General features: G+C 72.9%; 8 protein-coding genes. 3 read left to right on the top strand and 5 right to left on the bottom strand.

All coding sequences use genetic code 11. The annotated features are described in order from the left end of the window. Positions 1–45 precede the first annotated feature (45 nt). Entirely contained in the window at positions 46–1,221 is a 1,176-nt protein-coding gene (locus O3W51_RS20520) for a M6 family metalloprotease domain-containing protein (protein WP_138359251.1), read from the top strand. A gap of 4 nt (positions 1,222–1,225) precedes the next feature. After that, complete coding sequence (locus O3W51_RS20515) at positions 1,226–2,479, top strand: M6 family metalloprotease domain-containing protein (protein WP_244809185.1); 1,254 nt, start codon at positions 1,226–1,228, stop codon at positions 2,477–2,479. An 89-nt stretch (positions 2,480–2,568) separates the two neighbouring features. On the opposite strand, the gene O3W51_RS20510 is transcribed toward O3W51_RS20515, so the two are convergent. From O3W51_RS20510 to lysX, 3 genes are all read right to left on the bottom strand, one after another. After that, complete coding sequence (locus O3W51_RS20510; protein WP_138359237.1) at positions 2,569–3,000, bottom strand: OsmC family peroxiredoxin; 432 nt, start codon at positions 2,998–3,000, stop codon at positions 2,569–2,571. A 110-nt stretch (positions 3,001–3,110) separates the two neighbouring features. Then, entirely contained in the window at positions 3,111–3,974 is an 864-nt protein-coding gene (locus tag O3W51_RS20505; RefSeq protein ID WP_269287128.1) for a polysaccharide deacetylase family protein, read from the bottom strand. 304 nt (positions 3,975–4,278) lie between these two features. Further along, entirely contained in the window at positions 4,279–7,518 is a 3,240-nt protein-coding gene (gene lysX, locus O3W51_RS20500) for a bifunctional lysylphosphatidylglycerol synthetase/lysine--tRNA ligase LysX (protein WP_198357329.1), read from the bottom strand. Positions 7,519–7,766: 248 nt separating this feature from the next. On the opposite strand from lysX, the gene O3W51_RS20495 reads away from it, so the two are divergent. Continuing rightward, entirely contained in the window at positions 7,767–9,218 is a 1,452-nt protein-coding gene (locus tag O3W51_RS20495) for an alpha/beta hydrolase (protein ID WP_198357330.1), read from the top strand. Between the two features lie 47 nt (positions 9,219–9,265). Here O3W51_RS20495 and O3W51_RS20490 read toward each other — a convergent pair whose 3' ends face one another. Together O3W51_RS20490 and O3W51_RS20485 are read right to left on the bottom strand one after the other, a co-directional pair. Beyond that, positions 9,266–9,955 (bottom strand): hypothetical protein, encoded by a 690-nt coding sequence (locus O3W51_RS20490; protein WP_269287127.1) that lies wholly within the window; start codon positions 9,953–9,955, stop codon positions 9,266–9,268. A gap of 260 nt (positions 9,956–10,215) precedes the next feature. Next, entirely contained in the window at positions 10,216–12,888 is a 2,673-nt protein-coding gene (locus O3W51_RS20485) for a phosphatidylglycerol lysyltransferase domain-containing protein (RefSeq protein ID WP_198357332.1), read from the bottom strand. Between the last annotated feature and the right edge of the window lie 3 nt (positions 12,889–12,891).

Here is a 12,891-nt window from a genome sequence, read left to right as displayed (position 1 = left end):
CGGTCAGGCATCCTCATACGGGCGCGGCGGCGACCCCTGCGCGCGATGGCGGCGGCGGCGAGTGTCTTCGCCGCCGTCGTCGCCTGGACGCTCGTCGCGGGGCCCGCCGCGGCCGCCGCTCCCGGCGGGGACTGCGCCCTGCCGCGCACCACGGCCCACCACTCCGAAGGAGTGGATACGTGGAACGCCTCGTACCCCCGGCCGACCACGGCCCTGGACGCCGTGATGATCTTCCTCTCGTTCCCCGACGCCGCGCCGGCCCTGACCCCCCAAGAGGTCGCCGCCGACCACTTCCCGGAGACCTCGCGCTTCTACGACCGTGCCTCGTACGGGCAGTTCCAGCTGCGCGCCCACCCCGTCGACCACTGGTTCAAGATGCCGCGGAACTCCACCGACTACGGGATCCGGCGCGACTGGGACCCGGACCTGCGCACCGGGTACCTGCGGGACGCGATCGCCGTGGCCGACCCCTCGGTGGACTTCTCCGCGTTCGACTTCGTCTACCTGGTCGCGGACCCGGACGCCCCCGGCGTCGACGCGGACGCCACCAAGGTCGTGAACCTCGCCACCCCGATGCGGGCGGACGGCACCGATCTGCGGCGGCTGGTCACGGTGTTCGAGCAGCACCCCCCGGACCACAACGTGCTGGCCCACGAGACCGGCCATGTCTTCGACCTGCCCGACCTGTACTCCCGGCCGGCCATCGGCAGCGACGCCGACTGGGACACCCATGTCGGCGACTGGGACCTCATGGGCAGCCAATTCGGCCTCGCCCCCGAGCCGTTCGCCTGGCACAAGTGGAAGTTCGGCTGGCTGCGGGACAGCCAGGTCCAGTGCGTGTCCCGGACGGGCACCACCTGGCACGAACTGACACCGCTGGAGACCGCGGGCGGCACCAAGCTCGTCGTGGTCCGCACCGGGCAGCGCACCGCGCTCGCCATCGAGGTGCGCACCGCGGCCGGCAACGACGTGGGGCTGTGCCGGGAGGGCGTGCTGCTCTACAAGGTGCGCTCCGGCACCGAGTCCGGCGAAGGCCCCGTCGACGTCCTCGACGGCCACCCCGCCACCTCCGCCTGCCACGACGGCTCCGCCTACCCGCAGCTCGCCGACGCGCCGCTCGGCGTGGGCGAGTCCTACTCCTACGACGCGGGCCTGGTCCACGTCACGGTCGCCTCCCGCTCCCTGGACGGTTCCTGGGCCGTCAAGGTCAGCGAGGGATAGCGCCGTGGCGACGGACGGGCGAATACCGTGGATACCCGGAGCGGGCCTGAAGGCCGCCGCCATCGGGACGGTCGCGCTGCTCGCGGTGGCCAGCACGGCCGCCACCGGGCCGCAGGCCGCCTACTCCCCGCCGACGGCCTCCAGGCCGTGCGCGCTGCGCGCGACGCCGGGCACCGCGATGTCCGAGGGCTTCCCCGACCGCGCCGCGCGCGGGGTGGGCAGTGAGTTCGCCCCGTCGACCGGCCGGGTCCGGGCCCTGACGCTGTTCATCGACTTCTCCGACGCGCCCGCGCCCTACAGCGCCGCCGAGCGGTACGCGGAGTTCTTCCCCGCCGTCCAGCAGTGGTTCGACCGCGGCTCCTACGGAAAGCTGCACTACGAGTCGACGCCCGTGATGCGCTACATCCGCATGCCGCGGCCCTTCTCCGCGTACGGGATCGGCCGCGGCTACGGCTGGGACGCGCACACCGAGATGATGCGCGACCTGCTCTCGGTCGCCGACCGGGACATCGACTTCCGCGGCTACGACCTGGTCAACATCCTCGTCACCCCGAACGCGGGCCCGCCCGCCGACGAGGCCGTCCTGTCGGTCACCTGGACCGGCGCCTCGGCCGCCACCACCGACGACGGCGCCCGGCTCGACCGGGTCTCGCTGATCTACGGCCACGACCAGTCGGGATCCCGCGTCCTCGGCCACGAGAACGGCCACGCGTTCGGCCTGCCCGACCTCTACGCCTCCGACGACTTCCAGCGCACCGACACCCTCGCGGGCCAGTGGGACAGCATGTCCCTGGACTGGGGCCTGGGCGGCGACCTGCTCGCCTGGCACAAGTGGCGGCTCGGCTGGCTGGACGACACCCAGATCGCCTGCGCCCCGGTGCGCGGCGAATGGACGTACGCGCTGCGCGCCGTCTCACTGGCCGGTGGCCGCAAGGCCGTTGTCGTCCCGTACGGGCGGACCCGCGCCTATGTGATCGAGGCCCGGCAGGCGTCGGGCAACGACAGCGAGGCCTGCCGCGAGGGCGTACTCGTCTACCAGGTCCGTACCGACATCGACTCCGGCGCCGGCCCGGTGACCGTACGGGACGCCCATCCGACCACCAGCGCCTGCGACTTCAGCAGCGGATCGTTCAACTCCCTCAACGACGCCCCCTTCCGGGTGGGCGAGGTCTTCAACGACCCGGCGGCGGGCCTGACGGTCCGGGTGCTGGGCCGTGACCCCGCCGGTGAATGGGAGGTCAGGGTGACCCGCCGCTGACCCCGGGACCGGCTCCGGCGCGGCGCACCGGCTCTCGGGAGGGGGAGAGCCGGCGCACCGCGCCGGGGCGGTCGGGCGGAGAGCCGGTGTCAGGAGAGGAGTTCGGCCTTGAGGGTGATGTTCTTCACCGCGGCAAGGGCCTGGCTGACCGGGCAGTTGGCCTTCGCTTCCTGGGCAAGGGCTTCGAACGCCTCGGCGGTGATGCCGGGGACGGTGCCCTTGACGGACAGGACGACGCCGGTGATGCCCTCGCCCGGCTGGAAGGTGACGTCGGCCTGCGTCTGGAGCAGCTCCGCCGGGGTACCGGCGCCGGCGAGTGCGTGCGAGAAGGCCATCGAGAAGCAGGACGAGTGCGCGGCCGCGATGAGCTCCTCGGGGCTCGTCTTGCCGTTGGCCACCTCGGCGCGCGAGGCCCAGGAGACGTCGTAGGTGCCGACACCGGAGGTGTCGAGGGAGACGGTGCCGGAGCCGTCGAGGAGGGCGCCCTTCCACTGGGTGGTCGCGGTGCGGGTGGTTGCCATGGTCACAAACCTCCAAGAGAGAGCGGGAAACGCCTCTCGAACGCTACCGCGCCACCGGGTCCCCGGCGGGGAACGTCGGCGGGAACGCAGCGGGAAGGTCAGCGGGAGGGTCAGCGGCCCGGGAAGCTGTACGTGTAGTGCTGCGCGTCGAGCTGGTCCAGCAGTTGGGACAGCGCCTGCACCGTCTGGGTGCGGTCGCCGCCGCCGTCGTGCATCAGCACGATCGCGCCGGGCCGGAGGTTGGCGTTGATGTGGTGCATGATCGCGGCCGTGCCGGGGCGCTTCCAGTCGTCGGAGTCGGAGGTCCAGCCCAGCGGGCGCATGCCGTGGCCGGCGGCTATCTCCCGTATCCATGGCTTGAAGTCGCCGCCGGGCGCCCGGTAGTACGGCACTTCGGCGCCGGGCCCTGCCGCGTCGGCGATCTCCTGGCGCGCGTCCAGGATCTCGTGCGTGTTGTAGTCGGCGGACTTGGCGCTCTGGTGCTCGTCGTGGTGCACCGAGTGGTCGCACAGCCGGTGCCCGGCCGCGGTGATCTGCCGGACGACGGCGGGGTGGGCCTGGGCGTTCGGGCCGATCTCGCAGAAGGTGGCCTTCGCGTGGTGCCGGGCGAGCAGCGCCAGTATCTGCGGCGTCCAGCGCGGGTCGGGGCCGTCGTCGAAGGTGAGGGCCACGGCCTTGCCGCCGTCCTCCAGCCCGTGCTGTATCTCCCGGCTGACGCGGGTGCCGCCGGGCGCGTCGTCGGACCGGGTGGTCGCCGAGGACGAGGCGGGCGGCGAGGCGGGCCGCGAGGACGTGGCGGGTGGCGTGCCCGTCCGGGTCTGATGGGGGACCGTGGCGGAGGGCGGGGCAGGCGACGGGGCGGAGACGGGCGCCGTACGCGTGCCCTGCTGGGCGCCGCAGGCCGCCAGGGCGGCTCCGGCGAGCGTCACCCCCAGAGCGGTGGCGGTCGTCTTCTTCGCGCTGCTCAGCGCCACGGTTGTACCTCCATCGATGCCGGGCCCCCGTACCGCTTTGTCCGAATTGCAGAAAATAGGGGGATTGTTATGATTTTTGAAGAGTGGGGAGAAGTTGGTTCGAGTCCAGCCGGCTCCACGCACGGGGCCGTAGCTCATCGGTAGAGCGACCCACTCGCAGGCCTGAAGGGGCCGGTCCGCACACCGGACCGGCCCTTCGTTCGTCCCGTGCTCCCACCGTAAGGGCAGCCCCCGGCAGGCGCCCTCGTCCGTTCGGCCAATGTCCGGCCGTCCGGTATCCCCCTAGGGACGGTATATCCGCAGATCAGCGGCGACGGACCAGCGGGAACGGCAGGGTCTCGCGGATCGACCGGCCGGTAAGGAACATCACCAGGCGGTCGACACCGATGCCCAGCCCGCCGGTCGGCGGCATCGCGTACTCCAGGGCGGTCAGGAAGTCCTCGTCGAGCTCCATCGCCTCGGGGTCACCGCCCGCCGCCAGCAGCGACTGCTCGGTGAGCCGGCGGCGCTGCTCGACCGGGTCGGTGAGCTCCGTGTAGGCGGTGCCCAGTTCGGTGCCGTACGCGACCAGGTCCCAGCGCTCCGCGAGCCGGGGGTCGACGCGGTGCTGCCGGGTGAGCGGGGAGACGTCCAGCGGGAAGTCCTTGTAGAAGGTCGGGACGGTGGTGCGCTCCTCGACCAGCCGCTCGTACATCTCCAGCACGATGTCACCGCGACCGTCGGCGGGGGTGTGCGGGACGCCCGCGCGGTCGCAGAGCCGCCGCAGCACCTCGGGAGGGGTGTCGGCGGTGACCTCCTCGCCGAGCGCCTGCGAGATCGCGTCGTTGACGGTCCGCACCGGCCACAGCCCGGACAGGCCGACCTCACCGCCGTCCCGGCGGGCGGTCTGCGAGCCGTTGGCGGCGGTCGCGGCCTGCTGGATCAGTTCGCGGGTCAGATCCAGCATCGAGTCGTAGTCGGCATAGGCCTGGTACGCCTCCAGCATCGTGAACTCGGGGTTGTGCTTGTACGACACGCCCTCGTTGCGGAAGGTGCGGCCGAGTTCGAAGACCTTCTCGACACCACCGACACAGAGCCGTTTGAGATACAGCTCCGGGGCGATGCGCAGATACAGGTCCAGGTCGTAGGCGTTGATGTGGGTGGTGAACGGGCGGGCGTTGGCGCCGCCATGCACCGGCTGCAGCATCGGCGTCTCGACCTCCAGGAAGCCGCGGGCCACCAGCGACTCGCGCACCGAGTGCACCGCGGCGCTGCGGGCCCGCAGCACGTCGCGGGCCTCGGGCCGGACCACCAGGTCGAGATAGCGCTGCCGGACCCGTGCCTCCGGGTCGGTCAGGCCGCGCCGCTTGTCGGGCAGCGGGTGCAGGCACTTGGCGCTCAGCCGCCAGGTGTTCGCGTCGGCGGTCACCTCACCGGCCCGGCTCACGCCCATCACCGCTTCGAAGTCCAGCAGGTCGCCCAGGTCGACGTCGGATGCGAACGCCCGCATCCCCTCGGCGGTGAAGTGGTCGCGGCCCAGCAGGATCTGCAGATCGCCCGACCAGTCCCGCAGCGTCACGAACACCACGCCGCCGTGGTCGCGCAGCCGCAACACCCGCCCGGACAGCCGGACATCGGTGCCGGCGGGCGCCGCCGCCGCGGCGGCCAGGGTGTGGGTGGGCACGATGCCGGGCGGGTACGGGTCGGTCTCCGCCCCCCGCAGCCGTTCCAGCTTCCGCATCCTGACGCGTACCTGCTCCGGGCGTCCGGAACCGGCCGTCCGGTCCGGTCCTGCCGCTGCCGCCGACAGGTCAGCGGCGGCGGCCGAGGCCTCCTCCAGCTCGACGAACGCGGGCAGCGCGGCCGGTCCCTGCCCCACGTTCCGGTCCCGCCAGAAGCGCAGCCGCGGCATCTCCACGAAGCCCTCGGCGATACCGGAGGCCAGGCCGATACGGGCCAGGTCCTTCGCCTCGGAGTAGCAGAGGAAGCGTGGATACCACTCGGGCTGGTACTTGACGTTCGACCGGTACAGGGCCTCCAGCTGCCACCACCGGGAGAAGAAGAGCAACAGCCGCCGCCACAGCCGCAGCACCGGGCCGGCGCCGATCCTGGCGCCCTCCTCGAAGACCGAGCGGAAGACCGCGAAGTTCAACGAGATCTGCCGGATGCCGAGCCGGGGCGACTGCGCCGCCAGCTCCGTCACCATGAACTCCATGATCCCGTTGGGGGCGGCGGGATCGCGCCGCATCACGTCCAGCGAGACCCCGGCCCGGCCCCAGGGCGCGAACGACAGCAGCGCGATGACCTGTCCCGCGTCGTCCAGCGCCTCGACGAGCAGACAGTCGCCGTCCTCCGGGTCGCCGAGCCGGCCCAGCGCCATCGAGAAGCCGCGCTCGGTATCGGTGCCGCGCCAGGCGTCGGCCCGTGCCACGACCTCGTTCAACTCCTCGGGCGACAGCTCGCGGTGCCGGCGGATCCGGCTCGTCGCACCGGTGCGCCGCACCCGGTTGACGGCCTGCCGGGTGCCGCGCATCTCGCGGCCCCCCAGATCGAAGCCGCCGACCTCGAGGACCGCCTCGTCGCCCAGTTCCAGCGCGCCGAGCCCGGCCCGGGAGTACGCCTTCGCGCCCTCCTCACCCGCGCCCATCACCGCCGGCACCCAGCCGTACTGCGCCGCGTGCTCCAGCCACGCCTCGATGGCGGGCCCCCACGCCTCGGTGTCACCCAGCGGATCACCACTGGCCAGACAGACGCCCACCTCGACGCGGAAGGTCACGGCGGCCTTCCCGCTGGGCGAGAAGACCACCGACTTGTCCCGCCGGGTGGCGAAGTAGCCGAGCGAGTCCTGCTCCCCGTACTTCGCCAGCAGGGCGCGGATCCGCGGCTCGTCGTCGCCGTGCAGCGCCGCCTCGACCTTCTGCGAGCGGAACAGCGTGGCGGCGGCGGCGAGCAGCGCGAGCGCGCCGAACAGACCGAGCCAGAAGTTGGTCCAGAAGGGCGGATGACCGATGCCGTCCGGCAGGTCGTTGACGCCACCGACCACCCGGTTGATTGCCCACCGCAGCCGGTCCTTCCCGACCAGTGTGCCGGGGAACACCGACAGCAGTGCCCAGCCGGCGAGGACGCCGATCACCAGGCCCACCAGCAGCACCAGCAGCGCCCGCCAGAACGCGCCCTTGCGCACCCGGGCGGAGAACTCGCCGCGCGACACCACCAGGACGGCGAGCGCCGTGCCGGTGATGGCCAGCGCCGGGATGGCGCTCCACTCCGATTCGAAGGCGATCAGCACCACGTTGGCCAGGACCGACAGCCCGAGGAACACCACGACGATCCAGTACGCCACCCGCTTGCGCGCCGCCAGCGCGCCGGCCAGCAGCATCAGGAACGCCGCGTAGGCGAGGTTCGCGGACGCCGGCACCGTCAGGATCTCCACCCAGCGGCGCACGGGTTCGAGGAGACGGTGCAGGGGGCCGACTACGGCGAGGACGGCGCAGAAGATGGCGAGTGAGGCGAAGAACTCCCCGAACCACCCCGGTACCGAGCGCTTCCAGCGGGGTTCCTCCATACGACCATGCTGTCCGCCCCCCGGCTTTCCGCAACCGGGACGCCCCGGCCGGAGCCCGGCCCGGCAGCGGGCTTCCCCCACCCGCCCGCCCTGTGCCCTCAATCGCCGGGCGGGCTGGTGGAGGGGAACGGGCGTCGGGCGTCGGCCGGGCTGGGTGGGTCTCAGGCGGCGGGTTCGGCCGGGGGTTGGGGTTTGTGCCTGGCTTCGCCCGGCGTGCGGGGCTTCGTGGGGGCGTTTAGGTTGGCGGGATGGGGTTCGGGTTGTGGTTGGCGGTGGGGTCCACGACGGCGTTGGTGCTGGTCGGAGGCCCGGCGCAGCCGGATCTGACGCGGTTCTACGCGCAGCGGATCACCTGGGCCGAATGCGCGGCCGACGGCATGCAGTGCGGCAGCATCGTGGTGCCGCTGGACTACGCGACACCCTCCCGCGGCACCGCCGACATCGCGCTGACGCGCTACCCCGCCACCGGTCCCGGCGACCGCATCGGCTCCCTGTCGGTGAACTTCGGCGGCCCCGGGGTCTCCGGGATCGACACGCTCGCCGACCGGGCCGGTACGGACCTGGCGGTCCTCAACACCCGGTACGACCTGATCGGGTTCGATCCGCGCGGGGTGGGCCGCAGTGTGCCGGTGGACTGCGGCGACCCGCCGCCCGCGGAGGGGGAGCTGATCGAGCAGGTGCGGAGGCTCGCCGGGCAGTGCGGGCAGCGGTCGGGCAGGATCCTGCCGTGGATCGGGACGACGAACGTGTCGCGCGATCTGGACGTCATGCGGGCGGCGCTGGGTGACGAGAAGCTCGACTACCTGGGCTTCTCGTACGGGACCAAGCTGGGTGCGGTGTACGCGCACCAGTTCCCCGACCGCGCCGGACGGCTGGTGCTGGACGGGGTGGAGGATCCGGCGTCCGACAGCGAGCGGGTGGCGCTGGGTCAGGCGGCCGCGTTCCAGCGCGCGCTGGAGGCGTTCGTGAAGGACTGCGCGAAGCAGGGGAAGGCGTGCCCGATCGCCGGCGCGGACCAGCGAGCCCGGATGGCCGGACTTGCGGACCTGGGCGACCGGCTCGCGGACGACCCGGTGCGGACCGCCGTCGGGGACCTCGGCCAGGACGAGTACCTGGAGGCGCTGCAGACGGCCATGTACAGCGCGGACTCCTGGCCGGCGCTGAGCGAGGCGCTGGCCGCGCTGCGGGCCGGCGACGGTGAGCTGATGCTGCTGCTCGCGCAGGACGGGGGCTCGGACGTCCGGCGGCGGACCCGGTCCGACGGGAGCGATCCGGGGCGGACCAACTACGCGGTGGCGAAGCTGGCCGTGGACTGCCGGGACACCTCCGACCGGTACACGGCCGGTCAGGTGGCGGCGGCCGGGGCGGCGTTCGCCGCCGCGTCTCCGGTGTTCGGCCGGTCCATCGTCAATTCGATGCTGGCCTGTGCCGGCTGGCCGTCCGCCGGGGACAACACCTCCCGCGACGTCCGGGCCGTGGATGCCCCCAAGGCGCTGCTGGTCTCCACCAAGGGCGATCCGGCGACGCCGTACGCGAACGCCCGGCGGATGAGCGACGCGCTGGGCAACGGGAGCCCGGTCCTGACGTTCAACGGGCAGGGCCACGGCGCCTACTTCGCGCACAGCACCTGCGTGACGGACGCCGTCGACGGCTTCCTGCTGGACGGCAGGCTGCCGGCGGCGGGCACCGTCTGCGACTGACGGGCACCGACATCGAGCAGCCGATGCCACCGCTCAGGCGGCTCCGCTCAGTTGTCGCTGTCGCGGGCCCGTCGACGGCCCAGGACGATCGTGCCGGTGAGAGCCGCGGCCACCAGCGCCGCGCCCAGCGCGGTCTCGGCCGGGTCCATGCCGATGCCGCCGCCGAGGCCGGTCTGTACCCCGCCCTTGGGCGTGCGGGACGAGACGGTCAGGGTGCCGGTGAACGGGCCCTGTTTGCCGGTGCCGCCGTTCTGGCACGACACCGAGACCTCGTACTGGCCCGGCTCGGTGCCCGCCGGGACCGTACCGACCCCGCCGAGCTGGTTGCTGAGGGTGGAGAGGTTGACCGCGGGGATGGACGAGCCGCCCGAGGCGGACCTGAACGTGGCGACGCCGCTCGTGCCGGTGCAGTTGCCGCCGTCGAACACGGAGAACTGACCGCCGGGGGCCACCGGGTTCGGCTGGACGATGACGGGATTGGCGGGCCCCACCGGCGTGAGGGGCACAGCGGGCGAGGAGAGCTCGCTGGGCACCTCGGGCGAGGAGAGTTCGCTGGGCACCGCGGGCGAGGTGAGGTCCGCCGGCACGTCGGGGGAGGAGAGCTCGGCGGGCGCCGAGGGCGCCGCGGACTCGACGGGGGCGATGGGCTCGGTCGAGGCGGCTGACGCGGCTCCCACCGCGCTCAGCGCGATGACCGCGGCAAGGGCGGAGCCGGTGAGTAGGTGCTGTGAGCGCATCGGGTTTCTCCCAGGGCGGGGTCACGGACGGTGTTCCGCGGGGCAGACAGGAATCTGCCCACCCTCCGAGGACACCCGGACGGCGCTCCCGGTGCCTGTTGACGATCGGTCAGAACTACGCCGAACGGACCAACGGAGGAACAGGGCCGACGCGGCAGGCGCAGGTCAGGGAGCCGGTCGGGACGCGTCAGGATCGGATGACCGCGCCACGGCCGGTCGGGTGACACGGGTCCGGCCGGCGCCCCCGCACCCGGTCCGCCTCAGCGCGGGCCAGGAGCCGGATCGTCCGGCGCGGGGTCCGGCGGGGAGTCCTCCGGCCCGGAACCGTCCGGTTCCGAAGCCAGTGCCGTCGCGGGCGCCGCCGGGTACGGCGCCCCGCCGAGCCGGGGCAGCCGCGGCGCCGTCAGGAAGCCCTCGGCCATGGCGGTGGCGGCGGCGATACGGGGCAGCTCGGCGGACCGCTCGTACAGCAGGTGGCGCGGGCGCCACTCCGGCAGGTAGGCGGCGTAGGAGCGGTAGCGGGCCTCCAGGTGCCAGCGGCGGGAGAGCAGCCGGAGGACCTTGCGCCACAGCCGCAGCAGCGGGCCCGCACCGGCCTTGCCGTCCTCCTCGAAGACCGAGCGGAAGACCGCGAAGTTGAGGGACACCCGCTCGACGCCGCGCACGGGCTCGGCGTCCGCCCGGGCCAGCAGCAGCAGTTCGGTGATCAGGTAGTCGATCAGCGCGCTGCCGGACTCGCGGTCGCGGCGCATCAGGTCGAGGCAGAGGCCGCGCCGGCCCCACGGCACGAAGCTCAGCAGCGCCGACGTGCGCCCCTGCGGGTCGCGGCACTCCACCATCACGCACTCGCCGTCCGCGGGGTCGCCCAGCCGGCCCAGGGCCACCGAGAAGCCGCGCTCACTGGCGTGCCGTCGCCAGGCGTCGGCGAGATGGGCGAGATCCGCCATCTCGTCGCGGGGGATGTCGCGGTGGCGGCGTACGACGGCGGTGTAGCCGGCGTCGCGGATCAGCCCGTGGGCCTCGCGCAGCGGACGCAGCGCCTCGCCGCCGTCCGGGCCGTGCGCTCCTGTCGTGGACGTGCCCAGGTACGTTCCGGCGAACGCGGCGACGTCGACCACCGCCTCGTCGCCGAAGTCCAGCGACTTCAGCCCGGCCCGTTCGTAGACCGCGGCGGCGCCCCCGCCGGTCCCGGTGACCCCCGGGATCCAGGCGTGCTGACGGGCGTCGGCCAGCCAGCCGTCGATCGCCGCCGGCCACTCCTCGCGGTCACCGATCGGATCGCCGGAGGCCAGCGCGACCCCGTTCACCACCCGGTACAGCACGGCGGCCCGGCCGCCGGGTGACCAGCTCACCGACTTGTCGCGGCGCAGGGCGAAGTACCCGACCGGATCGTGTTCGCCGTGCGCGGCGAGCAGTTCGCGCAGTCGCTGCTCGTCCGCCGGCTGGAGCCGGGCGCGGCCGCGCGGGGAGCGGAAGAAGGCGAGCAGCACCATCAGCATCAGCGTGACGCTCAGCAGGTTGATCGCGAGGTCGGTCCAGGCGGGCACGGCGATCTCGGGCAGGTCGAACAGGCTGGAGACGGTGAGCACACGCAGCACGGCGTAGTGCAGGCAGGCGCGCCAGCTCGCGGGCGGCGGGGCGTCGGTGGCGTGCACCAGGACGGTGCCCAGGCCCACCGTGACGACGCTGCCGATCAGCAGCGACACCAGTCCGAGGGCGACGTTGCCGCGCTCGCCCCGCACGTTGAACGCCCGGCGGGACACCGCAAGCGCGAGGGCCAGCAGCACGGTGAGCCCGAGGGAGATCCAGTTGAAGGGGTGTGCGCGGGCCTCCGGCAGCAGATCCAGCGCCAGCAGGCACAGCGCCAGGTACCCCCAGACCAGCGTGACGGCGACGATCCAGGACGCGCGCTTGCGGCGGCGCAGCGTCACCGCGAGCAGGAAGGCCAGGACGGCGCCGGTGAAGCCCGGGCTCAGCAGGAAGGCGGTGAAGAACTCCCCGTTGGTGGCCCGGTGCACCCGCTCGCGGAACGGCGCGATCAGCCCGGTCAGCACGTTGACCACGGCGGCGGTCCGCAGGTACCAGACGGCGACCGCCGCGCCCGGCTGCTGCAGCGGCCGCAGCCACACCTCGATCCGGGACGGCGGGATGTCGACGACCGTCGGGCGGGGCACGGGGACGCTCTCGGACTTCGACTTCAGGTGCGGGGCGCCCGCGACGGCGTCCATCAGCCTGGTCTTGAACGCCACCAGCCGCCGGTGGACCCGGTCCTCGCGGCGCTCGGAGCGGGCCAGCCGCCGGGGCCGGGAGTGGTAGCGCCAGCGGGACCAGGGGCTGGCCGGGCGGGCCAGCCGCAGCGCCCCGATGATCGCGACCGGCGGCATCATCACGCCGATCAGCCCCGTCCACACCTTGCCCTTGATCAGGCAGATGACCACGAAGCCCAGCAGGACCGCCGCGACACCGATCTGCTCGCCGTTGATCCCGCCGACGAAGCCGCCCAGCGGGGCCTCCCCGATGAGCAGCAGACCGATCACCGCGACAGCGAGGATCACCGCGTCCACGGACTTGCGGCCCTGCTCGCTCCAGTAGACGTCCTCCAGGTGCAGGACGAGGGCGAACTCGTCGAGCACCAGCCCGCAGCCGATGCCGAACAGCACGGCCAGCAGGTTGTGCGCGAGGACGCCGCCGCGTACCGCGAAGGAGCCGATGCCGCCGATGAGCATCATGGCCTGGCCGAAGACGACATGGTGGATGTGCAGTCCGCCCGGGTTGACGTTCCCCGGCCACCAGCTCACGCCGCGGCGGATCATCCGCACGCTGAAGCGGATGAAGAGGAACGAGCCGATCAACCCGACGAGGAGCAGGAACAGCGGTTCGCGACCGTTGTCGACGATCCGCGTCCGGTAGGCGTCGGCCAACCAGTCCCACATGGC

This window comes from Streptomyces sp. H39-C1 (assembly GCF_027158125.1).
GTDB lineage: Bacteria > Actinomycetota > Actinomycetes > Streptomycetales > Streptomycetaceae > Actinacidiphila > Actinacidiphila fildesensis.
This window is presented reverse-complemented; position numbering and strand designations above follow the sequence as displayed.